This is a genomic window from Kosakonia sp. MUSA4, from assembly GCF_013085925.1.
Lineage (GTDB): Bacteria > Pseudomonadota > Gammaproteobacteria > Enterobacterales > Enterobacteriaceae > Kosakonia > Kosakonia sacchari_B.
Map to the genome: position 1 here is coordinate 2,205,873 of NZ_CP025697.1, position 23,428 is coordinate 2,229,300.

The following is a 23,428-nucleotide window of genomic DNA, read 5'->3' on the forward strand; positions in this document are numbered from 1 at the left end:
AACTGACCGCTCACGCCGCTGCGTGAGCGGTTTTTTCAGGCGTTTGCCACTCTCTCCCGTAATGCCTGTTTCTCTTGCTCGCTGAGAAACGCCATCTCCAGCCCGTTGATTTGCGCCTGGCGAATCTGTTCGCGGCTCAGCCCTGCTGCGGGTGCCGCAACCTGATATTCATGACCAATCTCCACACCCTGCACGGCCGGATCGTCAGTGTTAATGCTGGCAAGAATGCCATGTTCGAGGAAGGTCTTGAGTGGATGGCGCTCGAGCGAAGGCACGGTACTGGTCTGAATATTCGACGTCAGGCAGGATTCGATGCCGATACGCTGCTCAGCAAGGAAATCCATGAGTGCCGCATCGTCGATCGCTTTGACACCGTGGCCGATACGCACGGCTCCCAGTTCGCGAATCGCCTGCCAGATGCTCTCCGGCCCGGCCGCTTCGCCTGCATGTACGGTAATGCGCCAGCCCGCATCCCGCGCGCGGTTAAAGTGCGGCAGAAACAGGCTGCCAGGGAAGCCGAGCTCATCGCCCGCCAGATCCAGCGCGGTGATGCCGTCGCGATGTGCCAGTAAGGCTTCCAGCTCCTGCAAACAGGCAGCTTCACCAAAGGTGCGGCTCATAATACCGATTAACCGCGCCTGGACGTTGAAGTCGCGGCTGCCTTCACGCACGCCGGCAATCACCGCTTCTACCACGCCAGCAACCGGCAGGTTGTGAGTCATGGCCATATAGCCTGGCGAGAAACGCAGCTCGACATAATGCAGGCCGTTAAGGGCCGCATCCTGCATATTCTCGTACGCCACGCGGCGGCAGGCATCCAGCGAAGCCAGTACTTTCACGCCCCAGTCGAGTTTCGCCAGAAAACTGACCAGATCGGGTTCGTTCGAGGTGACCTGCACATGCGGACGCAGCGCGTCGAGCGTTTGCGCGGGCAGGGGCAAATTATACTGGTGGCCAAGATCCAGAATAGTTTGGGCGCGGATATTACCGTCGAGATGGCGATGGATGTCAGTTAGTGGCAGGTTTGGATCTATCATGGTCGCACTCTTATTTTTGCTAAAGTGCATACCATTATACCACAGCTCAATAAGCTATTAAAAATACAGCTAAATTTATGAATCCCTGAATGAAAAGGCTATTGCAGAGAATAACAAACCGATTTTATGTTTACGCCCCTATCATTTCTGTCAGTTGCCTGACCGGGCTCGATCGGAAACATGGAGCAATATGCCGCGCTTATTAGCGATAAAACAGAGTCGCCCGTGGGCGACTCTGTTTTGAGCAATGACCGATATTATCGATGACCGGTGAACATAATCTCTTCAACTGCCAAAAAAATATTGGCACTCACAAACGTAAACATCACATTAGCGATGTTAATGCGGCAATCAATCCTTCGACGCCACGCTCGAGTTTTACTCGTGGGCAACCGGCATTTAAACGAATAAATCCCTGGCCTTCCGCGCCGTAAACATCGCCGCGCATAATGGCGACTTTTTGCTCCTCAATCAGCGCTTTTTGCAGAGCATCATCATTCACCCCGAGGCGACGTAAATCGATCCACGCCAGATAGGTTGATTCCGGGATCTGCCAGTCAAGCGACGGGAAGGCCTGATTTAACCGGCTGGCGACATACTCCAGATTGGCGCGCAGATACGTTCGCAGAGCGTCCAGCCAGGGCGCACCCTGGCGGTAAGCGGCAATATGCGCAACCACGGATAACACCGCCGGTGAGGAGAGACCATTGCTGTTTTTCAGCGCCTCCAGCCAGTTCTCACGCGACGTCGCATCGCCGATCATTCCCCATGCGCCGGTCAGCGCCGGGATATTGAAGCTTTTTGACGCCGAGGTAAACAGCGCCCACGGGCCGCGCGCCACGGCATGCCACGGGATATGCGGACGCTGGCTCCAGACCATATCCATATGGATCTCATCGCTGATCACCCTGACGTTATGGCGCTCGCACAGCGCGGCCATGGTTTCCAGTTCTTCCCGTGTCCAGAGCTTGCCGGTTGGGTTGTGCGGGCTGCACAGGAGAAGAATTTTGCTTTCCGGGCGCCTTAATACTGTTTCCAGACGCGCCATATCGCAGTACCAGCCTGCGTCGTTACGCTCCAGCGGGACGGAAAACATCTGGCGCTGATTCCCGGCGATAGCTTTGTAGAACGCATCATAGGCGGGCGTATGCACTACCACGCCATCGCCAGGCTGCGACCATTGCCGAATTTGCTCGGCGATCATCCAGATCACCGATGGGCCATAAACAATGGTTTCCCGATCTGACGGACAGTTAAAACGGCTGGCCAGCCAGTGTTCAATCGCACCGAGAAAATCGTCGTTTTTCCAGCGGCTGTAGCCGAGCACACCGTGCGCCAGCCGTTGCTGCATGGCGGTAATGACACAGGGCGCCGTGGCGAAATCCATATCGGAGATGGTAAAGGGCAGCAAGTCGGCGTGGCCGAAACGATCGGCAACATAGTCCCACTGCGTACACCATGTTCCGTGGCGATCGATTGGGGTGGCAAAGTCGAAAGAAGTGGTGTCTGTCATCTTATACGGCCTCCATCTGGGATACCGCCTGCGGTGCGCGCATTAACTGCACCATCTCATCTTTCACCGACTGAACCTGCGTACCAATCACCACTTGCAGGTTATGTTGATTGACTTTAATCACGCCGATTGCCCGGTTTGCTTTCAGGGCGGCCTCATCCACGCGTGACATATCCTTCACCACCAGACGTAAACGGGTGATGCAGTTGTCCAGCGAATCGATATTCTCCGCGCCGCCGAGCGCGTTCAGCAGAGCCGGGACATTGTAGCCCGATTGCCCAGGCGCACTTGTCGTTGTGCTGCTCGCCTCGCTGGCTGTGTCGATATCGCGTCCCGGTGTTTTCAGGTTGAAGCGGGTGATAGCAAAACGGAACAGCGCGTAATAGGTCACAAACCATACGGCGGCAACGACCGGCACCAGATACCATTTAGTCGCCATGCCATGCAGAATGCCGAAAACGATAAAGTCGATGATATTGCCGTCGGTATTGCCGATGGTTACGCCGAGCACCGCCATCACGGTAAAACCAAGACCGGTTAACAGGGCATGAAGCACGTAGAGCGCCGGGGCGACAAACAGGAACAGGAACTCCAGCGGCTCGGTGGTACCGCCGACCACACAGGCAATCACGCCGGAGATAATTAAGCCTTTAATCTTATGGCGATTTTCCGGTCTGGCACAGTGATACATCGCCAGCGCTGCGCCTGGCAAGCCGCCGAGGAAAGCGGGCATTTTACCCTGCGACAGAAAACGCGTGGCGCTCTCGGCAAAACCGTGGGTTTCCGGGCAGCCAAGCTGCGCCTGGAAAATGGTTAACGCGCCGCTGACCGTCTGGCCACACACATCCATGGTGCCGCCCGCTTCGGTAAAACGAATCAGCGCGACCAGAATGTGTTGCAGACCGAAGGGGAGCAACAGCCGCTCGCCGGTGCCGAAGATCATTGGGCCGAACTCGCCAGCGCGATCGATAATATACCCAAGGCCGCTAATCCCCATCGCAAACCACGGCCAGACCAGCGGGATCACCAGACCAATCATGCCCATGACAATGCTGGTGACAATCGGTACCGAACGCGTACCGCCAAAGAAGGCCAGCGCATCCGGCAGGCGCAGCGTATGAAAGCGCTCATGCAGCCGCCAGATGATCACCCCGGCAATCACCGCGCCGAGAATGCCGGTATCAATAGACGGAATGCCCAGCACATTCTGCACGTTATGGGCTTTGAGAAGCGCCGCATCGCTGGTGGGCAAAATCCCTTTTGCCGTTAGCCAGAAATTGACCGCCAGGTTCATTACCGCATAACCGACAAACCCGGAGAAAGCCGCAACGCCTTTATCTTCACGGGCCAGCCCCAGCGGGATGGCGATACAGAACATCACCGGCAGGAAGGTAAAGGCAAATGCGCCGATTTTGCTCATCCAGATAAACAGCGCCTGCAACAGCGGGTGGCCGAGCCATGGCAGGAGCGTAATCACATCGCGGCTGCTCAGTGAACTGCCGATGCCAAGCATGATCCCACAAAACGAGAGCAAGGCGACCGGCAACATGAATGTCTTACCTAATTGCTGAAAAAATTCCCACAACGTTATTTTTTGGGCGGTTTTTACCGTCATCACTAATCCTTAGTTCGCAAAGGCCAAAGCCGAAAGCGCACAGGGTAAAGATTTCTCCGATTTTTGGTGGGATGTGGCGCACGTAACGCAGATTGCCGGCTTTTTTCAGAATCCATGAATTCCGCGCTGTTGCGGCCTGTCGGGCGAGAAAAGCATCTATCCTTCACACTGTAAACGAACAGCAGCAAGAGGCGCGTCGGATGCGAAGTGACTGGTATAAAAATGCTGTCATCTACCAAATTGATACCCTTTTTTTCTCGACGGGAACGGCGATGGCTGCGGTGATTTGCAGGGGATTCGCCGTCGCCTGGATTACATTCGCGGCCTGGGCGCGACGGTAAAGCCATTTTATCTCCCCCCGTTTCTTGATGGCGGTTACGACGTGCAGGATCACTTGCAAAGCCCTAAGCGAAACGGCTTGCAAATTCTGGTGGGGAAATTTGTGCCGGTAAAAAATTGTCGCCTGAGAAATAGATAAAAAATTGTTATGTAATAAGTTGCACAGGCGAAAAAGCGTGACTATTTTTTATTGTCGAATCAGAACCCTCCCGCCATACCGTGGAGGCCGGGCTCTCTTTTTTATTCAGGATTACTATGCAGACGACAACCACAGAAGAGCAACTTAATGCGTATTTCGGAGCAGATGCGCGCACTTATGAAGCGGAAAAGGAAATAATCCACGATATCATGCATAACCTGCGGTTAAAGAATGTAGAGGTCAGTAATAAACATCTGATTCTGGCGCTGATCGGGCTGCTGGAAACAGAAGATGATGTGGTCAGACAGGATATCTATCGCAATGCATTAGAGTTGGTCGTGCAGAAAACGCCCGACGATCTGTAATCAAATTCGCCTGCTGCGAAGGCGTTTTTTTGCCCTCAGGGTTAATGTCTGGGCAGATTATTTTGTGATGAAATTCCGCTTAAGGAAAACGGATTGGTGCGGCGCGTAGTGTTGTTCTGATAGTGGGAGACGGCACAGATGGCCGCCTGAAGCGCGTTGCGTCGTTCATCAGCACCCGCCTCCTGCAGTTGCTGCCGGAGCTGCTGCACAAGCGCGGGGAAAGAGAGGCGACTCTCTGACTCCAGTAATGCCATAACGGCGTCTTTCAACACCGTATCGACAAGATCTTCATACGCCTTTTTACGCATTCAGCCTCACAAAATCAGCGGCATGGCAGGAACCTGAGATATATATCACCGCACTGTATGAGTTGTACATGCGGTGTTGCTGTCTGGCAAAAATTAACCCCTCCGCAGAGGGGTTAGAGATTACTGCTGCGGCGCTGGCGGTACTTCCGGCACCGGGGGAACGGCGTTGTCCGGCTGCGCGGGCTGAAGCGACGGCAGACCAAACATGCCGACAAACTCTTCGAGCGGCATTTTTTCGCCATTCAGCGTCACCTGACCGTTCGTGTATTGCAGGCTGGTGAGAATATTGTTGTTCTCAAGCGTGGTGATACGGAACATCTGGCCCATCGCCGCCAGCCCTTTAACTTGCTGGTTAGCCAGTTTCGCTGCTTCGTCCTGCTGATAACCTTCCAGTTTCGCGACCTGGGTCATCAGTTCGGTGGACATGTCCACCGGGATCACCAGTTTGCCATCCAGCGATTTCACCGTGCGATCCACTTCGTCGGCCAGCGTTTGCGGCGCGCCGGTGGCGGTGGAAGGATCTTTCAGGAACAGTGACAGATTGAAGGTGGCTTCGCCTTTGGCATTTTTCCAGCTTAACGGCGCAACGGTAATCACCGGTTCACCCTTCAGCAGCAGCGGTACGGCATTGAGGAAGGCTTCCGTCGCTTTTTGCTGGTAGAGTTCCGGGTTCTGCACCACATCCGGCTGCGCCATCAGCGCGCGCGTCTGCGCATTGTACTGCTCGCTGAACTGATGCCACGCCTGGCCGTCGATGTGGCCCACTTTTAGCGTCAGATTGCCGCTGCCCAGATCCTGGCCCTGAACTTTCAGGCTATTGATGGTGTAATCAAGTTGGCTGTTGATGTTTTTCTTGTCATCCGCCACGTCGGATTTGGCCGTTAAGTTCATGCCTTCCAGCACGGCCAGCTCTTTGTTTTCCACCGAAATAGAGAGTTTATCGAGCGAAAGTTTCTGGCTACCGGTTCGCTCATTAAAAGCCGCGATTTCGCTTTTGCCGTCGGTTTTCAGTTGGTTAAACGACAGTTGCACGCGCTGCCCGTATTCATTCACCGCATCGACCAGCCCGCTCTGCGCCTCTCCGCTCAGGGTGAGCGCGTTGCCCTCTTTATCCGCGCTGAAACGGAACTGGCCGCCGCTGAAGGCGACTTTCTCGCCCTCTTTCTCAGAGCTGAGCGGGAGCAGGGTGATATCGCTGCGCGTATCGCCGTCGTAACCAATGCGGGTTTCGGCATAGAACGGCGATTCCCCTTTGGCGATGTCGAACAGCGCTTTAGTGACATCGTTATTAACCAGCTGCGTATGTACGGAGGCCATTGCCGGGGCCAGGCTGAACGACTTAAGCTGCGCCAGCGGGAAAGGGCCGTGATCGACGGTTTCTTGCAGGACAATGTTCTGGCCCGGTTTCAGCCAGGTATTGGTGGCGCCATCAACGGGCTTGATATGCAGCGTAAAATGGCTGGAGAAGAGGCCGCGCTGATAATCCTGCGCGGAAAGCTCCACGTTGGCCTCCGGCGCGTTGTGCTTAATCTGCGCATTGGCGTTGTTCACTATCTCCGCCAGACGGCTTTCAAGCTGTTTTCCCGTGTACCAGGCACCGCCGGTCCAGACGACACCCAGTGCAACAATGATCCCTGCGGCAACCAACGTTTTTTTCATAGTGTTTATCCATAAAAAATGAAGCCAGGCGGTGGTGGCCGCCTGGACTGTCGAAATAGGTTACAGCAAGCTTAGCAATCCTTATTAAAAAGTTCAGTAACTTAGTTGCTTTTATTGAACACGCGCGCCACTCTCCCGGTGCCGCTGACGGCCACTGGCGACTCATCAGCAGCAATGAATGCCGACTCGCCGGATTTCAGTACCAGGCGGTCACTGCCTTTGCTGAGCACCGCTTCGCCTTCGACGCAAAAGACAATCGCCGCACTCTGCTGCGCCAGCGCGGTTTCAGCGGCGGAGAGATCGTGAAGCGAGAACGCAAAATCATCAACCGGGATCGGGAAATCCAGCTCCGCGCCCTGACGCACCGGTTCGGTGAGCAGCGTGGCGGCGGGTTTCGGTGTGAATTTGACGTTCGCCACCAGTTCCGGAATATCGATGTATTTCGGCGTTAATCCGGCGCGCAGCACGTTATCAGAGTTCGCCATCACTTCCAGCGCCACGCCTTGCAGATAGGCATGCGGCGTTTCGGCGAACAGAAACATCGCTTCGCCTGGATTCAGTTTCACTACGTTGAGCAGCAGTGGAGAGAAGAGGCCGCTGTCATCGGGGTAGAATTCAGCAATCGTGCGGATCGTCTGCCACGGCTCGCCCTGTTTTTCTTCCAGCACGGATTTCAGCACCGCCAGCGCGCGGGATTTTTCGTCACCCTGCATGTTGAGCAGCGCGGCAAACAGCTCGCTCAATCTCTCCGCGCCAGGCGCCTGCAAAAAGTGGGCGATAGCCGGATGCGCGCCCGCGACCGGTTGCAGCAGCGAGACAATGTCGGAGAACTCGCGGAAGGCATTCATGGCCAGGAACGGCGTCAGGGCGAACACCAGCTCCGGCTTATGGTTCGGATCTTTGTAGTTACGTTCTGCGGCGTCCAGCGGAATGCCTGCGGCATTCTCTTTGGCAAAGCCGATTTCTGAGTTTTTCTTGTTGGGGTGAACCTGAATCGACAGCGGCTGGTCGGCGCACAGCACTTTAAATAAAAACGGCAATTCGCCGAAACGCTCTGCCACCGCCTGGCCGAGCAGGCGGTTTTTGTCCTGCTCGATCACCTCACGCAACGCGCGGGTCTGACCGCTGGCGTCCTGCACTTTTGAGCTGCTCTTCGGGTGCGCGCCCATCCACAACTCTGCCATCGGCAGGTTTTGCGGATTCGCCACGCCGTAGAGATCCGTTAACGCAGTTTTACTTCCCCAGGCGTAGTTCTGCACTGAGTTGATGAGTTTTTGCATTATCAAGCCCTTTCTAAGTAATGAAATACTGGCGTCATTAAAGCAACAAACCCGGCAGAAGTAACCTGCGGGGATAAAAAGTCGTATTAGTCTCAGTTTTTGTTAAAAAATTGTGTAGGATATGGTAACTCGCTTTAACACAGGCAGAAGGAATGACTGCCTGAACAATAACCAGATCGCGCCGTAAGTGAGAGAACAATGTCGAATAAACCCTTTTACTATCAGGATCCTTTCCCGCTCGGAAAGGACGAGACCGAATACTATCTGCTAAGCCGTGACTATGTTTCTGTTGCCGAGTTTGACGGCCAGCAAATCCTCAAAGTTGACCCGCAGGCGCTGACGTTACTGGCGCAACATGCCTTCCACGACGCTGCATTTTTACTGCGCCCGGCGCATCAGCAGCAAGTTGCCGATATCCTCGACGATCCCGAAGCCAGCGAAAACGACAAATATGTCGCGCTGCAGTTCCTGCGTAACTCCGAGATCGCCTCGCGCGGCGTTCTGCCGACCTGCCAGGATACCGGCACGGCGATCATCATGGGTAAAAAAGGGCAGCGCGTATGGACCGGCGGCGGCGATGAAGCGGCGCTGGCCCGTGGCGTCTATAACACCTTTATCAGCGATAACCTGCGCTACTCGCAGAATGCGCCGCTGGATATGTACAAAGAGGTCAACACCGGCACTAACCTGCCAGCGCAGATCGATCTCTACAGCGTGGATGGCGATGAATATAAGTTCCTGTGTATTGCCAAGGGCGGCGGTTCGGCCAACAAAACTTATCTCTACCAGGAAACCAAAGCGCTGATCACCCCGGCGAAGCTGAAAAATTACCTTGTCGAGAAGATGCGCACCCTGGGTACGGCAGCGTGTCCGCCTTATCACATTGCGTTCGTGATTGGTGGTACATCGGCGGAAGCGACGCTGAAAACGGTCAAGCTGGCATCAACCAAATATTACGACGCGCTGCCGACGGAAGGTAATGAGCACGGCCAGGCATTCCGCGATGTGCAACTGGAGCAGGAACTGCTGGTGGAAGCGCAGAATCTCGGTCTGGGCGCGCAGTTTGGCGGCAAGTACTTTGCCCATGATATTCGCGTGATCCGTCTGCCGCGCCACGGCGCATCCTGTCCGGTGGGGATGGGCGTTTCCTGTTCGGCCGACCGTAACATCAAAGGCAAGATCAACCGTGAAGGGATCTGGCTGGAGCGGCTGGAGCAGAATCCTGGCAAATACATTCCCGAAGCGCTGCGCCAGGCGGGCGAGGGCGAGGCGGTGAAAGTGGATCTCAACCGTCCGATGAAAGAGATTCTGGCCCAGCTGTCGCAGTACCCGGTCTCCACGCGCCTGTCGCTCAGCGGCACGATCATTGTCGCTCGCGATATTGCGCATGCGAAACTGAAAGAGCTGATGGACAGCGGCGAGCATCTGCCGGAGTACGTGAAAAATCACCCGATTTATTACGCTGGCCCGGCGAAAACGCCGGAAGGTTACGCCTCTGGTTCCCTCGGCCCAACCACCGCAGGGCGAATGGATTCCTACGTCGATCAGTTGCAGTCGCAGGGCGGCAGCATGATCATGCTGGCGAAAGGCAACCGCAGCCAGCAGGTGACGGATGCCTGCCATAAACATGGCGGTTTTTACCTTGGCAGCATCGGCGGCCCGGCGGCGATCCTCGCGCAAAACAGCATCAAGCACCTGGAGTGCGTGGCGTATCCGGAGCTGGGAATGGAAGCCATCTGGAAGATTGAAGTGGAAGATTTCCCGGCCTTTATCCTTGTCGATGACAAAGGTAACGACTTCTTCCAGCAGATCCAGTCCGGCCAGTGCGCCCGCTGTGTGAAATGATGCAGACCGCCCCGTGGGGCGGTTTTTTTTGCTTGCAGGATCATTCGGTAGACCTGTTTCAGCACAAAGCAGTAAACAACATCATAAATAGCATCAATACTTTTACTTGTTTGCAGGTGAGCAATGTCAGCACTCAACACCACTTTGTAGCCAAGGAGAAAGTAATGACAACGCATCGCAGTGAGAAAGATTCGATGGGCGCCATCGATGTTCCGGCCGATAAACTGTGGGGAGCGCAAACCCAGCGGTCGCTGGAGCATTTCCGCATTTCCACCGAGAAGATGCCGGTCTCGCTGATCCACGCGCTGGCGCTGACCAAGCGTGCAGCGGCGAAGGTGAACCAGGATCTGGGGCTGTTGCCTGAAGAGAAGGCCCGCGCGATTATCGCGGCGGCAGATGAAGTGCTGGCGGGGAAACATCCCGATGAGTTTCCGCTCGCCATCTGGCAGACCGGCTCCGGCACGCAGAGCAACATGAACATGAACGAGGTGCTGGCGAATCGCGGCAGCGAGATCCTCGGCGGCGTGCGCGGTATGGATCGCAAAATTCATCCCAACGACGACGTAAACAAAAGCCAGAGTTCCAACGACGTTTTTCCTACCGCGATGCATGTCGCGGCGGTGATTGGCGTGCGCGAACACCTGCTACCGCAATTGCAGGTGCTGAAAAACACGCTTGCAGAGAAGTCCCGCGCTTTCGCTGACATCGTGAAAATCGGCCGCACCCATTTACAGGATGCCACGCCGCTGACGCTTGGCCAGGAGATCTCCGGTTGGGTCGCGATGCTGGAACACAACCTGAAGCATATCGAATTAAGTTTGCCGCACTTAAGCGAGCTGGCGCTGGGCGGCACTGCGGTGGGTACGGGGCTGAATACGCACCCGGAATATGCAGAGCGTGTGGCGAAAGAGCTGGCGAGTTTCACGCAACAACCATTTGTCACTGCGCCGAATAAATTCGAGGCGCTGGCCACCTGTGACGCGCTGGTGCATGCTCACGGCGCGTTAAAAGGGCTGGCAGCATCGCTGATGAAAATCGCCAACGATGTGCGCTGGCTGGCTTCCGGCCCGCGCTGCGGCATCGGCGAAATCGCCATTCCGGAAAACGAACCGGGTAGCTCGATCATGCCGGGCAAAGTTAACCCGACGCAGTGCGAAGCGATGACCATGTTGTGCAGCCAGGTGCTGGGCAATGACGTGGCGGTCAACATTGGCGGCGCATCCGGCAACTTCGAGCTGAATGTGTTCCGCCCGCTGGTTATCCATAATTTCCTGCAATCGGTGCGTTTGCTGGCGGACGGAATGAAGAGCTTCAACGAGCATTGTGCGGTGGGCATTGAGCCCAATCGTTCGCGTATCGACCAGTTGCTGAATGAGTCGTTAATGCTGGTGACGGCGCTGAATACGCATATCGGTTACGACAAGGCGGCGGAAATTGCCAAAAAAGCCCATAAAGAGGGGCTGACGCTGAAAGCCTCGGCGCTGGCGCTCGGCTATCTGACAGAGGCCGAGTTTGACAGTTGGGTACGCCCGGAGTCGATGGTCGGCAGCATGAAACAGGCCTAACCCGCCAGATAGAGGTGCAGCCGCGGGATCAACGGCGTCAGCGGCTGCGCCTGCGGTTTGAAACGGTGCTGTATATTGTCGGCGTTGTAATCCAGCAGTTCGCCAATATCCGGCACCGTCCCGCCATTTTCCTCTGAAATCAGCGCAATCATTGGTGTCGGGCAAGCGTACTGCACCTGCTTTTGCGAACCGGAATACCAGATACGCGCAATCGGCTGTACCTTCACCGGCCGTTTAATTTTCAGCCGCGCCTGTTTGGGCAGTGCGGCAATATCGTTGTACTCCTGTTCGATTTTCGCCAGCCACTGCTCCCGCGTGAAGGCGGAAACCGCGCGCGGCGATTTCAGGCTTTTCTCCAGTTGCGCCAGCACCTCATCGCGCGTGAGGTTTTTGATGATGTGTTTATTGGCCCAGCCGAAACGGATGGTGGCGGGAGAATGAATCAACGTCAGCGTGCGGTAGGCATTGAGGGTGATCAGACCCGGTAAATGACGATGCACCCACTCAAAACGGGCGGCGGGCGCCAGCCCGGATTCCACCGTGACAATCCGTTCAAAGGTCAGTTTCAGCGCATTGATCGCGCTGATGCGCTGTTCCAGCGCCTGACGAGTCGCCTCATTGGTTTGATAACACAGTACACCCGGCAGTCGCACCGCGGCTTTGCTGCTGCGGTTTTCCGACTGCTGCTGAATGAACAGATGGGTGTAGTGGTTGAGCGCCAGCTCTGCCGCGCGGCGGCCAATATGTTGTTTGACGTGAATAGCGGGCAAGGGATCGTGCTCCGCGCCTTTGGCAATTTCCGGCAAGGTGAAGACGCGCCCGGCCATCAGACGGCACTCCGCCAGCGCTGCTTTCAATGCGCCGAGTTCATGTTCAAGCTGACGAAAAGTGGTGTTCAGATGTTCGATAAGATCCAGCGCCGCCATCTTGTCTTCTCCATTAGTTACAACATACTTTTTAATTTATAGCACAGGTGCCCGCATCCGGCTACTGTGCCGCTGCAGTTCAGGAGGGCAGTGAAATGTGGTGGTAGATGGGCCAGCTAAAGGTAAATTGCGCGCCGCCCAACTCGCTTTGCGAGCAGTTGACTTCGCCGCCGAACGCCAGGGCTATCGAATGCACAATGGCCAGCCCCAGGCCGCAGCCGCCGGTGGCGCGATCGCGGCTGGGATCGAGGCGGACAAAAGGCTCGAACACGCGCTGACGCTCTTCGGGCGCAATACCGGGACCATCATCTTCCACGGTCATGCTGGCCTGCGAGCCCTGGCGCTGTAAGGTAACCCTCACGGTTTGCTGGCTGTAACGCAGCGCATTGTTTACCAGGTTATCCAGCACGCGCTCCATCAGGCGCATATCGAGCGCGCCATACTCTTCGCCCGGCGTGGCGGTCAGCAACAATGTGTGTTGCGGGTTCATGCTGCGGGCATCATCCATATAGCTGTGAAACCAGGCGGGCAGATCCGGGGAAGTGAGTTTCAGCTCGGTTTGCGGGCGATCGAGCCGGGCATAAGTCAGTAGTTCTTCAATTAATGCTTCCAGTTGCCCGATATCACGGTTCAGCGCCGCGCGCTCGGTTTCACTCAGATTATCGCTCATCTCCAGCCGGTAACGCAGCCTGACCAGCGGCGTGCGCAGCTCGTGGGCGATACCATCAATCAACTGTTTTTTACTGGCGATCAGCGCATTGATGTTATCGGCCATCTGGTTAAAGGCAATGCCGAGCCGCTCAAAGCTGGAATTACTGTCGAAATGAATACGTTCCTCAAGATGGCCCTCACCAAAACGCTGCGCGGCAGATTCCAGCCGCAGCATCTCCTGCCAGTGCGGGCGCATCCAGATAAACACCGGAAAGGCGAGAGAGATGGCAATCAGCGCCATCAGCGACATATCCAGCAGCCGCGTCTCGTGCAGGAAAAAGAGATAGGGTACCGGTCCGACAGCCAGCACGTAATGGCTACGCGGAATGCGCTGGATAAAGGTGTATTCAGAATCCAGCGCCACAATATCGCCTTCGCGCAGCCGTTGCGCGGCGGGTTCCTCAAGGGTGAATTTATTCATCGGTTCAATGCGCAGATTGAACGACAAATTCAGATCCAGCTCTTTCAGCGTCTTGGCCCATTGATGCGGCGGGATCTCGCGCAGTTCGCTGCGCATTAAATAGAGGGAGCTTTTCATCAGGTCGTCCAGCGACTGACGTCCCGCGCGCTCGGCGGTAAATTTATAAACCAGACCCACCAGCATCGTCATGACCAGAAAACAGACGAACAGCAAAAGGTAAAACTGGACGAACAGTTTTTTCATCGTGACACCTGGTTAAGGGCTTCAGTTGTCCCACGCGTGTGGCGCGAACAGGTAGCCTTTGTTACGGACGGTTTTGATGCGATAAGGTTCGGTGGCGCTGTCGAGCAGCTTTTTCCGCAGGCGGGAGATCGCCACATCGACGCTGCGATCCATGCCGTCATAGCTGACGCCGCGCAGGTTTTTCAACAGCGCATCGCGGTCCATGATCTGTCCGGCGTGGGTTGCCAGTTCCCACAGCAGCTCGAAATCCGCCGTCGAGAGCGAAACCTGCTCGCCGGCCAGCAGCACCTGGCGGTTAACCGGATCGATCGACAACGTACCGAAGCTGATGGCTTTATGCTGCTTCAGCGACGGGGCGGGTTCCGCCGCGACGCCAGTGCGCTGTCGCAAATGCAACCGCAGACGGGCCAGCAGCACCGCCGGTGGCGTGGTTTTGAGGATGTAGTCGTTCGCGCCCATCTCCAGCGACAGAATATGGTTCATATCACTGTCGAGCGAGGTGAGCAGCACAATCGGGCCGTTCCACTGGCTTCGCAGGTCGCGGCACAGCGTCATACCGTCTTTACCCGGCAGCATAATATCCAGCAGCACCAACTCCGGTTTTTCACGGGCGATCACCTCTTCGGCGCGATCGCCGCGGGGCTCGACAATGACATCCATATCGTGTTTGCCCAGATAAGCCGCAATCAGTGCGCCGACTTCCGGGTCGTCTTCCACAAAAACGATCTTATTCATATGCCAGTGTTATCGATAAAAACGTAAACATACACCGCCTTGCGGTAAGCTGCCATTACTCTTTTCTGCAAGCTATGCGCTCAGCTATGCTGTAGGTCGTTGTTGTTAAAGTATTAAAGGGAAAATTATGGGGTTGTTTTTTAAAGCCGCGCTTGGCGCGTTGGTGGTGCTGTTGATCGGCGTATTAGCAAAAACAAAAAATTACTATATTGCCGGGTTGATCCCACTGTTCCCGACCTTTGCGTTGATCGCCCACTATATCGTCGCGACCGAACGCGGCGTGGAAGCGTTGCGCACCACCATCGTGTTCGGTATGTGGGCGATCATTCCCTATTTTGTCTATCTGCTGTCGCTGTGGTATTTCACCGGGATGATGCGCGTCTGGCCGGCGCTGGGCTGCGCAGTATTGTGCTGGTGCCTCAGCGCCTGGCTGTTAATTTTTATCTGGAGCCGCACCCATTAACGCACCAGCATCCAGGTTGCCGGAACAGCGGCAAGCAGCAGCAGGCCGATCAGCGCTTTTTCCCGCTGTTTCAGCGCGTCGGTCATTTCGTGCGTGCGACGGGCATACATAAAGACCAGCAGGCCCGGCGCGTAAAGCACCACAGAGAGCAGCAGGTGCATCGGCCCGGAGGCGTACAGCAACCACAGCCCGTACAGGCAGGCGCCAATGGCGACCGCCTGATGCAGCGGGCGGCGGGCCATTTTCAGCAGGAAGGCGCCGACGAGGAAGTAGGGCACCAGAATCATCTCTGAGGCGATGGTCAGCAGCGTGTTGTAATCCGAGCCGGTAAGCCAGATCAGCACCAGGCAGACCTGCACGCTGCTGTTGGTCAGCCACAGCGAGGCGGCTGGCGCGCTGTTTTTATTCTGGTGCGCAAAAATGCGCGGGAAGGCTTTGTGTGTCGCCGCCAGCAGCGGAACTTCGGCGGCCATAATGGTCCAGCTCAGATACGCGCCGCACACGGAGATAATCAATCCGGCGGCAATCACCACTTCACCCCAGCTACCGAGCAGCTTGACCATCAGCCCGGCCATTGACGGGTTGCGCATTGCTGCCAGTTCCGGACGTGGAACCACACCGAGCGAAAGCAGGGTGACCAGCAGATAGACCGTAAGCGCCGCCAGCACCGCCAGCAGAGTGGCGCGACCGACATCCTGTTTATTCCGCGCTCTGGCTGACACGACCACGGCGCCTTCCACACCGATAAACACCCACAGCGTGATCAGCATGGTGTTTTTCACCTGTTCCCAGACGGGAACACCGAGCGCGATGCCGCTGAAGTCCAGACGGAATTTGTCGAGGTTAAATGCCAGCGCCGCCAGCACGACAAACAATCCAAGCGGCACCAGTTTCGCCAGCGTGGCAGCGAGATTAATGCTTGCCGCCGTCTGCACGCCACGCAGGACCAGCGCGTGAACAATCCACAGCAATGCTGATGCACCGACGATCGATTGCCAGGTATTGCCATCGCCAAACAGACGCAACGCGGGAGTATCGGTAAAGAAACTCAGCGCGGAAAAGACAATCACCAGATAAGAGACGTTAGCAATAACCGCACACAGCCAGTATCCCCAGGCCGAGCAGAAGCCGATCAGCTCGCCGAACCCTTCACGGGCGTAAGTAAAAATACCGCCATCCAGATCCGGGCGGATACGGGTCAAAATCAGCATCGCAAAGGCGAGCAGCAGTATTCCCGCGCCGGTGATCACCCAGCCGATGATCAACGCCGCCGGACTGGCAACTTCCGCCATATTCTGCGGCAGGCTAAATACGCCAGCGCCGAGCATGGAGCTCAAAACCAGCGCAGTTAAAGCGCTAAGGCCTAGTTTTTTTTCCATCGTTATCCTGTCAACAAATACGGCTAATCCAGAATAATTATTTTGCCGTGGCGCATAAATATGGTGGATATCACTGAGGCGCGGGATTTTACGGAGTGTCGTGAGGGCATGCAATGCTGTCGATGACAATTTTGCGAAAAAGCGGGAAAAAAAGCGAAAAAAAAGGCGGCCGTAGCCGCCTGATTCAGGAATACGCTTACTTGTAGAGATCGGCGCTGATGGTCATGTTGTTGCCGCTTTCTGACCACTGGCGCGTGATGTGGTAATACTTCGCGCCTTTCTGCGCGGCGCGTTTAGCAACCTGATAGGAGATTTCCGTCATGTTGCCGTAGTTGCCGGTAAACTTGACGCTGTCGAACGGTACCATCTGCGCAGCCGTGATTTTGTTCAGCTCTTCGACTTTGGTACCGTCTGGCAGCGTGACGCTGTAACGCCCGCCGGATGTGGATTGCGTTTCGAAGAAACGGCCAACACCCACGCCTGGAGTTGCATCGCTGGCAACGCCCGGGATTTCCACTTTCTTCGCTTCTTCACCGCCTTTGGCCAGCGCAGCGCGGCCCGCCTCGGAATTACGTGGAATAGCATCGGCGCTCTGGATAACACGTTTTTTGGCGTCAGCTTTATAGATGAAAGCGGTGATCATCTGGTTGCCGCCCTGGTTCGCATCGACCTGGCGAACAATATAGAAAGACGCGGCGCCTTTTGCGCTGGCGGCTTTGGTGATGGCGTCGTTAACTTCAGGCTGCGTGCGGTAGAAGCCCTGAACGGTGACGGTATCGTACGGCTCAAGCGCGATGGCGACATCTTTCGGTAATTCTGTTACGCCGTTGATTACGCGGAAGGCCGGACGTTCTGCTTTTGGTGCGTCGGCTTTATAGAGATCGGCGGTGACGCGTTGGTTGCCGCTGTTGCCCGCATCAGAGGTATCTACAACATAAAATGCCGCTGCGCCTTCTTTATCTGCGCGTTTGGATGCCGCATCGACGGCATCGCCAATGGCATTAAAGCGACCGGTAATGACGACGCGATCGTAAGGTTTTACTGCTGCTGCCTGCTCCGGTGTTAACTCCGTGGCCGCGTTCGCTGTCATCACTGTGGCAGATAAAAGAGCTGACGCCAGGAGGGTGTACTTAAGCTTCATAAAAATAGTCCTTCGCCTTGCGCAAACCATAAACTGGTGTTGTTGTTGGGAAAACGTCGGTGATTATTGCATTTAAACAGCGCTACTGTCTGCGTCATTTTTCACTGACTGTGCGGTGAGGAGGCAAATAACGATAACCTTTAGTGATATGTTGAAAAAACAGACGCTTGACCAGCAAAAGCGATATAGCATACAACTTTTAACGTTAATACATTGTTAAATGGCGACTCTTCGCTGGAGATTAATCGTGTTTTGCCGCTTCGCTTGAGCGGAATATCGGCCTGTTATAGCGAATTTAAGGAAAATAACCCTGCCAGAATCCCTCTACCATTCATATTCGCGGATAAATGCACAATTTCTTTTTTTCGGCTGTGGATCACAGGCGTTATTTTCAGTAGGTTATAGAAAGTTTGTTACTGTTTTATTTTCCGGGGCTGTTGTGAAAACAGAGGTAAAACGCCTTCGGGACGACTGACAAACCATCATCTAAATCCGATGGAAGGGAAAACTATGCGTATTGGTGTACCTAAAGAACGGTTGGCCAATGAAACCCGCGTTGCGGCGACACCGAAAACGGTCGAGCAATTGCTTAAATTGGGTTTCAGCGTTGCGGTTGAAAGCGGCGCGGGCAAGCTGGCAAGTTTTGATGACGATGCGTTTACTCTGGCAGGGGCAACGATAGTCGATAGCAGCAACGTCTGGCATTCCGACGTGATCCTGAAAGTGAACGCGCCGGACGACGAAGAGATCGCGCTGCTCAATCCTGGCACGACGCTGGTCAGCTTTATCTGGCCTGCGCAGAACCCTGCGCTGATGGAGAAGCTGGCGGCGCGTAACGTGACCGTAATGGCGATGGATTCCGTGCCGCGTATTTCGCGCGCGCAGTCGCTGGATGCGCTCAGCTCAATGGCGAATATTGCGGGTTACCGTGCCATTGTTGAAGCTGCGCATGAGTTTGGGCGCTTCTTTACCGGGCAGATCACTGCGGCAGGGAAAGTTCCGCCGGCAAAAGTGATGGTTATCGGCGCGGGCGTGGCCGGTCTGGCCGCCATCGGCGCTGCCAACAGCCTTGGTGCGATTGTCCGTGCGTTCGACACCCGACCGGAAGTGAAGGAGCAGGTGCAAAGTATGGGCGCCGAATTCCTTGAGCTCGATTTCGAAGAGGAAGCGGGCAGCGGCGACGGCTACGCAAAAGTGATGTCCGAAGCCTTTATCAAGGCGGAGATGGCACTGTTTGCCGCGCAGGCGAAAGACGTCGATATCATCGTCACTACCGCGCTTATCCCCGGTAAACCGGCACCGAAGCTGATCACCCGCGAAATGGTCGATTCCATGAAGCCGGGCAGCGTGATTGTCGATCTGGCGGCGCAAAACGGCGGTAACTGCGAATACACCGTGCCGAATGAAATCAGCACCACGGCCAACGGCGTAAAAGTGATTGGTTATACCGATCTGCCTGGGCGCTTGCCGACGCAGTCCTCCCAGCTTTACGGCACCAACCTGGTGAACCTGCTGAAACTGCTGTGCGTGGAAAAAGACGGCAACGTCGTGGTCAACTTTGATGATGTCGTGGTGCGCGGTGTCACCGTAGTTCGCGACGGCGAAATCACCTGGCCGGCCCCGCCGATTCAGGTTTCCGTGCAGCCGCAGGCTGCTCCGAAAGCGGCCCCAGCGGCGAAAGAAGAAGCCAAACCGGTCTCGCCGTGGCGTAAATATGCGCTGATGGCGCTGGCGATCATTCTGTTTGGCTGGCTGGCGGATGTCGCGCCGAAAGAGTTCCTCGGCCACTTTACCGTCTTCGCGCTCTCGTGCGTGGTGGGTTACTACGTGGTGTGGAACGTGTCGCACGCGCTGCATACGCCGCTTATGTCGGTAACCAACGCGATTTCCGGCATTATCGTCGTCGGCGCGCTGTTGCAGATCGGCCATGGCGGCTGGGTCAGCTTCTTAAGCTTTATTGCGGTACTGATTGCCAGCATTAATATTTTTGGTGGTTTCACCGTCACTCAGCGCATGCTGAAAATGTTCCGGAAGAACTAAGGGGTAACAAATGTCTGGAGGATTAGTTACTGCTGCATACATTGTTGCCGCGATCCTGTTTATTTTCAGCCTGGCGGGGCTTTCTAAGCATGAAACCTCCCAGCAGGGCAATAATTTCGGTATCGCCGGGATGGCAATTGCACTGATCGCCACCATCTTTGGCCCGGATACCGGCAACGTTGCCTGGATTCTGGTGGCCATGATCATCGGCGGCGCGATCGGTATTCGCCTGGCGAAGAAAGTTGAAATGACCGAGATGCCGGAGCTGGTCGCGGTGCTGCACAGCTTCGTTGGTCTGGCGGCGGTGCTGGTCGGCTTTAACAGCTACCTGTACCACGATACGGGCCTGGAGCCGGTGCTGGTGAATATTCACCTGACCGAAGTGTTCCTCGGCATCTTTATTGGTGCGGTGACGTTTACTGGCTCCATCGTGGCGTTCGGCAAGCTGCGCGGCAAGATCTCTTCTAAACCGCTGATGCTGCCGCATCGTCACAAAATGAACCTTGCGGCGCTGGTTGTCTCTTTTGTTCTGCTGCTGGTGTTTGTGCGTGCCGACAGCGTCGGCCTGCAAGTTCTGGCACTGCTGCTGATGACTATCATCGCGCTGGTGTTCGGCTGGCATCTGGTGGCGTCCATCGGCGGCGCGGATATGCCGGTGGTGGTTTCCATGCTGAACTCCTACTCCGGTTGGGCGGCGGCGGCGGCGGGCTTTATGCTCAGCAACGATTTGCTGATCGTAACCGGCGCGCTGGTCGGTTCGTCGGGTGCGATCCTCTCTTACATTATGTGTAAAGCGATGAACCGCTCCTTTATCAGCGTGATTGCCGGTGGTTTTGGTACCGACGGTTCTTCATCCGGCGGCGATGAAGAAGTGGGCGAGCACCGCGAAATCAACGCGGAAGAGACGGCCGAGCTGCTGAAAAATTCACACTCGGTGATCATTACCCCGGGCTATGGTATGGCGGTGGCGCAGGCGCAGTATCCGGTGGCAGAAATCACCGAAAAACTGCGTGCGCGCGGCGTGAAAGTGCGCTTTGGTATTCACCCGGTCGCCGGGCGTCTGCCGGGCCATATGAACGTGCTGCTGGCGGAAGCGAAAGTGCCATACGACATTGTGCTGGAAATGGATGAGATCAACGATGATTTCGCCGATACCGACACGGTGCTGGTGATTGGCGCGAACGATACCGTTAACCCGGCGGCGCAGGACGATCCGAAGAGCCCCATCGCCGGAATGCCGGTGCTGGAAGTGTGGAAAGCGCAGAACGTGATTGTCTTCAAACGTTCGATGAACACCGGCTATGCTGGCGTACAGAACCCACTGTTCTTTAAAGAGAATACGCAGATGCTGTTTGGCGATGCCAAAGCCAGCGTCGATGCTATCCTCAAAGCGCTGTAAGTTACACCGCATATATATACCGCTCTTCGGAGCGGTATTTTTTTGCCCGTAACCGGCATGAGCAGAGCGACTATACTTCTTTCTTCATGTTCTTATGTGGAGGAAGGATGACGTTTTTGCCTCATTTTGACTTTATATCCTTATTGATGTCGCCCGCATTCTGGGCGGGCCTGGCGACAGTGGTGGTGGTCACGCTGGTGGTCTACTGGCTGTTTACGCGCTTACTGAAGATGGTGATGAAAGGGGCGCATAACTGGAGCGAAAAACAGCGCGGCGTCGGCAAAATGCAGCATGTGCTGATCGACATGCTCAGCCGTACCAGCCAATTTCTGCTCTTTATTGCTGCATTACTCTTCAGCCTGCGTTTTATCGATCTTCCCGACCGTCTGTTTAACACCCTCGGACACGCCTGGTTTTTAGTGCTGGCGATTCAGATGGCCATCTGGCTTGATCAGGGCGTGGTGTCGTGGATGCGCCATTTGATGTATACGCCTGGTGCAAGCCGAAATCCGGTAACGATGGTGATTGCCGGTCTGTTGCTGCGCATGATGCTGTGGACCATCATGCTGTTGTCGATTCTGGCGAACGCGGGCGTCAATATCACCGCGCTGGTTGCCAGCCTCGGTGTTGGCGGTATTGCGATTGCGCTTGCTGTGCAGACCATCCTCAGCGATGTCTTTGCCTCGCTCTCCATTGGCTTCGATAAACCCTTCGAAATTGGCGATTTCGTGGTGTTTAACGATGTTGCCGGCACCATTGAGCATATTGGTCTTAAAACCACGCGTATTCGCAGCCTGAGCGGCGAGCAAATCGTCTGCGGCAATGCGATTCTGCTGCAACAAACGCTGCATAATTATAAGCGCATGCAGACGCGGCGTATCGTTTTCACCTTCGGTCTGGCCGTCAGTACGCCGCCGGACAAACTGCGGAAAGTGAGTGAAATGGTGCGGGCCATCATTACCGATGTGGGTGAAACGAAGTTTGACCGCGCGCATTTTCAGGGATTCGCTGCCGATCGGCTGAATGTTGAAGTCGTGCATATCGTCAACACGGCGGATTACAACAAATACATGGATATTCAGCAGGAAATCAATATCCGCATTATGGAAAAGCTGGCAGAAGAGGGGATCGCGCTGGCGCTGCCGTGCGTGGTGGTCAAAGGTGGGCTGGCGGTAGAAAACACGGCGGCTGAGCAGCGCGGTGAACCGGCAGTATAAAAAAGCCGCCTTGCTGAAGTGAACCCCGAACGTTGGATACATCAACAAATGGGGTTCACTTCATTGCGGGTTTTTATTTAATCGTCTTCTTCGTCCAGTTCGATCGGGCTTTGGTATTCATCCGGTTTGATAACCAACAGATCGCAGCGCAGATGATCGATTACCTGTTCGGCCGTATTACCGAGGAATGCCGCAGAAATCCCGGTGCGCCCGACGGTACCCAGCACCACAATCCCGGCCTGTAAGTGCTCTGCCAGATCCGGGATCACCTCTTCCGGTAACCCTTTCTCTACATGGGTCAGTTTCTCATCAATGCCGAATTTCTGCCGCAGCGCTTTCATTGCCAGCAGATGCTGACCACGAATAGCGTCGTTGTACACGCTGGGATCAAATTCCGGCAGTTCGATAGCGATATTGATTGGCGTAACAGGATAAGCGCCGACAAGATGCACTTCGGTATGGTTGACCTGTTCGGCCAACTGCAACGTCTCCTTGACCAGCTTTTCGTTCAGCGAATTGTGGTATAGCTCTTCACTGGCGAGATTGACCGCCACCACGGCGCGACCGCCTTCCGGCCAGGGCTGATCTTTGACCATCCATACCGGGCAAGGGCATTTGCGCAACAGATGCCAGTCAGTTGGGGTGAAAATCACCGATTCCAGTCGATCGTGCTGGTGGGTCATTTTCAGCAATAAATCATGACCGCCGGAAATCACTTCCTGGATGATGGCTTCGAAGGGGCGATTATGCCAGACCACTTTGATCTCAATCGGCACGCCCGCATCGATGTAGAATTTCGCCTGCTCGCGGATCCACGCGGTACGCTGGCTGATAACGCCTTGCCGCATAGCGGTGCGTTCATCGGGGGACAGAAGGGTGGTCATTTCGTAAGAGAAATCATAGATTGGCAAAAAGGCTTTAATGCGGCCACCAATCCGTTGATGCAAATACACAGCACGCCGTAATGCTGGCTGATCGTCCTGGTTAGGGTCAATGGCGACCAACATGTTTTGATACTTAGCCATACAGGGTCTCCTTACATCTGTCACCACAGTCTGTAAATAAAAGATAACCTATAAGTACTGAAT

General features: G+C 55.4%; 19 protein-coding genes and 1 pseudogene. 8 read left to right on the plus strand and 12 right to left on the minus strand.

What is annotated here, in order from left to right; translation table 11 throughout:
* Nucleotides 1–35: 35 nt before the first annotated feature.
* The 3 genes from add to malX form a co-directional block, all read right to left on the minus strand.
* The gene (gene add / locus C0557_RS10540) at nt 36–1,037 is read right to left on the minus strand and encodes an adenosine deaminase (protein ID WP_208658396.1); all 1,002 of its coding nucleotides are present in this window, start codon (nt 1,035–1,037) and stop codon (nt 36–38) included.
* 325 nt (nt 1,038–1,362) lie between these two features.
* On the minus strand, nt 1,363–2,550 hold the full coding sequence (locus tag C0557_RS10545) for a MalY/PatB family protein (RefSeq protein ID WP_208658397.1): 1,188 nt from the start codon (nt 2,548–2,550) through the stop codon (nt 1,363–1,365).
* Nucleotide 2,551: 1 nt separating this feature from the next.
* The gene (gene malX, locus C0557_RS10550; protein WP_208658398.1) at nt 2,552–4,165 is read right to left on the minus strand and encodes a maltose/glucose-specific PTS transporter subunit IIBC; all 1,614 of its coding nucleotides are present in this window, start codon (nt 4,163–4,165) and stop codon (nt 2,552–2,554) included.
* A 200-nt stretch (nt 4,166–4,365) separates the two neighbouring features.
* Between malX and C0557_RS10555 the strand changes: the two are divergent.
* Both C0557_RS10555 and C0557_RS10560 read left to right on the plus strand, forming a co-directional pair.
* A pseudogene (locus C0557_RS10555) lies at nt 4,366–4,583 on the plus strand (alpha-amylase family glycosyl hydrolase); the annotation flags it as partial.
* Between the two features lie 176 nt (nt 4,584–4,759).
* Nucleotides 4,760–5,008 carry a biofilm development regulator YmgB/AriR family protein gene (locus C0557_RS10560; protein WP_074779229.1) on the plus strand — a complete coding sequence of 83 codons (249 nt, stop codon included), beginning with the start codon at nt 4,760–4,762 and terminating at the stop codon, nt 5,006–5,008.
* A 41-nt stretch (nt 5,009–5,049) separates the two neighbouring features.
* Here the strand turns inward: C0557_RS10560 and C0557_RS10565 are convergent, their stop codons facing one another.
* From C0557_RS10565 to manA, 3 genes are all read right to left on the minus strand, one after another.
* The gene (locus tag C0557_RS10565) at nt 5,050–5,316 is read right to left on the minus strand and encodes a hypothetical protein (RefSeq protein ID WP_208658399.1); all 267 of its coding nucleotides are present in this window, start codon (nt 5,314–5,316) and stop codon (nt 5,050–5,052) included.
* 120 nt (nt 5,317–5,436) lie between these two features.
* Nucleotides 5,437–6,975 carry a YdgA family protein gene (locus C0557_RS10570; RefSeq protein WP_208658400.1) on the minus strand — a complete coding sequence of 513 codons (1,539 nt, stop codon included), beginning with the start codon at nt 6,973–6,975 and terminating at the stop codon, nt 5,437–5,439.
* A 101-nt stretch (nt 6,976–7,076) separates the two neighbouring features.
* Nucleotides 7,077–8,255 (minus strand): mannose-6-phosphate isomerase, encoded by a 1,179-nt coding sequence (gene manA, locus C0557_RS10575; RefSeq protein WP_208658401.1) that lies wholly within the window; start codon nt 8,253–8,255, stop codon nt 7,077–7,079.
* A gap of 198 nt (nt 8,256–8,453) precedes the next feature.
* Between manA and fumA the strand changes: the two genes are divergently transcribed.
* Nucleotides 8,454–10,100, plus strand: a complete 1,647-nt coding sequence (gene fumA, locus C0557_RS10580; protein ID WP_074779221.1) for a class I fumarate hydratase FumA — start codon at nt 8,454–8,456, stop codon at nt 10,098–10,100.
* 164 nt (nt 10,101–10,264) lie between these two features.
* Nucleotides 10,265–11,665: a class II fumarate hydratase gene (gene fumC, locus C0557_RS10585; protein ID WP_208658402.1), complete on the plus strand. Its 1,401-nt coding sequence runs from the start codon at nt 10,265–10,267 to the stop codon at nt 11,663–11,665.
* Here fumC and tus read toward each other — a convergent pair.
* The 3 genes from tus to rstA form a co-directional block, all read right to left on the minus strand.
* On the minus strand, nt 11,662–12,591 hold the full coding sequence (gene tus / locus C0557_RS10590) for a DNA replication terminus site-binding protein (protein WP_208658403.1): 930 nt from the start codon (nt 12,589–12,591) through the stop codon (nt 11,662–11,664). The two genes, fumC and tus, sit on opposite strands and share 4 nt — an antisense overlap.
* A 79-nt stretch (nt 12,592–12,670) precedes the next feature.
* On the minus strand, nt 12,671–13,966 hold the full coding sequence (gene rstB, locus C0557_RS10595; protein WP_208658404.1) for a two-component system sensor histidine kinase RstB: 1,296 nt from the start codon (nt 13,964–13,966) through the stop codon (nt 12,671–12,673).
* A gap of 21 nt (nt 13,967–13,987) precedes the next feature.
* On the minus strand, nt 13,988–14,701 hold the full coding sequence (gene rstA / locus C0557_RS10600) for a two-component system response regulator RstA (protein WP_074779213.1): 714 nt from the start codon (nt 14,699–14,701) through the stop codon (nt 13,988–13,990).
* Between the two features lie 127 nt (nt 14,702–14,828).
* On the opposite strand from rstA, the gene C0557_RS10605 reads away from it, so the two are divergent.
* Nucleotides 14,829–15,164, plus strand: coding sequence for a GlpM family protein (locus tag C0557_RS10605; protein WP_074779211.1), 336 nt, complete (start codon nt 14,829–14,831; stop codon nt 15,162–15,164).
* On the opposite strand, the gene C0557_RS10610 is transcribed toward C0557_RS10605, so the two are convergent.
* Together C0557_RS10610 and ydgH are read right to left on the minus strand one after the other, a co-directional pair.
* Complete coding sequence (locus C0557_RS10610; RefSeq protein WP_074779210.1) at nt 15,161–16,543, minus strand: amino acid permease; 1,383 nt, start codon at nt 16,541–16,543, stop codon at nt 15,161–15,163. The two genes, C0557_RS10605 and C0557_RS10610, sit on opposite strands and share 4 nt — an antisense overlap.
* A 196-nt stretch (nt 16,544–16,739) precedes the next feature.
* Entirely contained in the window at nt 16,740–17,684 is a 945-nt protein-coding gene (ydgH, locus tag C0557_RS10615; protein ID WP_074779208.1) for a DUF1471 family protein YdgH, read from the minus strand.
* A 510-nt stretch (nt 17,685–18,194) separates the two neighbouring features.
* Here ydgH and pntA point away from each other — a divergent pair.
* The 3 genes from pntA (at nt 18,195) to C0557_RS10630 (ending at nt 22,340) form a co-directional block, all read left to right on the plus strand.
* Nucleotides 18,195–19,724, plus strand: coding sequence for a Re/Si-specific NAD(P)(+) transhydrogenase subunit alpha (gene pntA / locus C0557_RS10620; RefSeq protein ID WP_208658405.1), 1,530 nt, complete (start codon nt 18,195–18,197; stop codon nt 19,722–19,724).
* A gap of 10 nt (nt 19,725–19,734) precedes the next feature.
* The gene (gene pntB / locus C0557_RS10625) at nt 19,735–21,123 is read left to right on the plus strand and encodes a Re/Si-specific NAD(P)(+) transhydrogenase subunit beta (protein WP_208658406.1); all 1,389 of its coding nucleotides are present in this window, start codon (nt 19,735–19,737) and stop codon (nt 21,121–21,123) included.
* 107 nt (nt 21,124–21,230) lie between these two features.
* Nucleotides 21,231–22,340, plus strand: coding sequence for a mechanosensitive ion channel family protein (locus C0557_RS10630; protein WP_208658407.1), 1,110 nt, complete (start codon nt 21,231–21,233; stop codon nt 22,338–22,340).
* 77 nt (nt 22,341–22,417) lie between these two features.
* Here the strand turns inward: C0557_RS10630 and uspE are convergent, their stop codons facing one another.
* Nucleotides 22,418–23,365 (minus strand): universal stress protein UspE, encoded by a 948-nt coding sequence (gene uspE, locus C0557_RS10635; protein WP_074779200.1) that lies wholly within the window; start codon nt 23,363–23,365, stop codon nt 22,418–22,420.
* Between the last annotated feature and the right edge of the window lie 63 nt (nt 23,366–23,428).

Excerpts from the sequence above, each read along its gene's own strand:
- add (WP_208658396.1), bottom strand. The coding sequence starts at position 1,037 with ATGATAGATCCAAACCTGCCACTAACTGACATCCATCGCCATCTCGAC.
- C0557_RS10545 (WP_208658397.1), bottom strand. The coding sequence starts at position 2,550 with ATGACAGACACCACTTCTTTCGACTTTGCCACCCCAATCGATCGCCAC.
- malX (WP_208658398.1), bottom strand. The coding sequence starts at position 4,165 with ATGACGGTAAAAACCGCCCAAAAAATAACGTTGTGGGAATTTTTTCAG.
- C0557_RS10560 (WP_074779229.1), top strand. The coding sequence starts at position 4,760 with ATGCAGACGACAACCACAGAAGAGCAACTTAATGCGTATTTCGGAGCA.
- C0557_RS10565 (WP_208658399.1), bottom strand. The coding sequence starts at position 5,316 with ATGCGTAAAAAGGCGTATGAAGATCTTGTCGATACGGTGTTGAAAGAC.
- C0557_RS10570 (WP_208658400.1), bottom strand. The coding sequence starts at position 6,975 with ATGAAAAAAACGTTGGTTGCCGCAGGGATCATTGTTGCACTGGGTGTC.
- manA (WP_208658401.1), bottom strand. The coding sequence starts at position 8,255 with ATGCAAAAACTCATCAACTCAGTGCAGAACTACGCCTGGGGAAGTAAA.
- fumA (WP_074779221.1), top strand. The coding sequence starts at position 8,454 with ATGTCGAATAAACCCTTTTACTATCAGGATCCTTTCCCGCTCGGAAAG.
- fumC (WP_208658402.1), top strand. The coding sequence starts at position 10,265 with ATGACAACGCATCGCAGTGAGAAAGATTCGATGGGCGCCATCGATGTT.
- tus (WP_208658403.1), bottom strand. The coding sequence starts at position 12,591 with ATGGCGGCGCTGGATCTTATCGAACATCTGAACACCACTTTTCGTCAG.
- rstB (WP_208658404.1), bottom strand. The coding sequence starts at position 13,966 with ATGAAAAAACTGTTCGTCCAGTTTTACCTTTTGCTGTTCGTCTGTTTT.
- rstA (WP_074779213.1), bottom strand. The coding sequence starts at position 14,701 with ATGAATAAGATCGTTTTTGTGGAAGACGACCCGGAAGTCGGCGCACTG.
- C0557_RS10605 (WP_074779211.1), top strand. The coding sequence starts at position 14,829 with ATGGGGTTGTTTTTTAAAGCCGCGCTTGGCGCGTTGGTGGTGCTGTTG.
- C0557_RS10610 (WP_074779210.1), bottom strand. The coding sequence starts at position 16,543 with ATGGAAAAAAAACTAGGCCTTAGCGCTTTAACTGCGCTGGTTTTGAGC.
- ydgH (WP_074779208.1), bottom strand. The coding sequence starts at position 17,684 with ATGAAGCTTAAGTACACCCTCCTGGCGTCAGCTCTTTTATCTGCCACA.
- pntA (WP_208658405.1), top strand. The coding sequence starts at position 18,195 with ATGCGTATTGGTGTACCTAAAGAACGGTTGGCCAATGAAACCCGCGTT.
- pntB (WP_208658406.1), top strand. The coding sequence starts at position 19,735 with ATGTCTGGAGGATTAGTTACTGCTGCATACATTGTTGCCGCGATCCTG.
- C0557_RS10630 (WP_208658407.1), top strand. The coding sequence starts at position 21,231 with ATGACGTTTTTGCCTCATTTTGACTTTATATCCTTATTGATGTCGCCC.
- uspE (WP_074779200.1), bottom strand. The coding sequence starts at position 23,365 with ATGGCTAAGTATCAAAACATGTTGGTCGCCATTGACCCTAACCAGGAC.